General features: G+C 41.6%; 1 protein-coding gene. It reads right to left on the minus strand.

Translation table 11 applies throughout. The features are described from left to right. Positions 1 to 352 (minus strand): hypothetical protein (locus SB775_RS27820; RefSeq protein WP_410864378.1); only part of this gene is annotated, 352 nt, incomplete at its 3' end. Positions 353 to 370: the final 18 nt, after the last annotated feature.

Genomic DNA, 370 nt, shown 5'->3' on the forward strand with positions numbered 1-370 from the left:
GTATGAAATTCTTTAAATCCGGCTCATTTTTCAAGCTTGTTTTCGCCAGCTCTTCCCATTGATCTTTTCGGCTTTTGGTCCTTTTTTTTTCTCCATCTTCCCGGGCAACTTCCAGTACGATATTAGCAGGCTCTCCAAATATAGCGACTAACTCTTCGATAATTTTGACAGAGCGCCAGATTCCACGCTTCAATGCCGGTGACCCAGCCAACTCTTCAACGTCTTGATAGCTAATTTTCTTTGTTCCAGATATACTTTGCTGATTCATTTTTTGGATTTTCTTTTCTAGGCCGAATTCTTTGTCTTTTAAAACCTCCATGAACACGGATGAGTGCTGCTCCATGTGCTCCATAACGCTTCTTCCTTGTTC

It is taken from the genome of Peribacillus sp. SIMBA_075 (genome assembly GCF_046534585.1).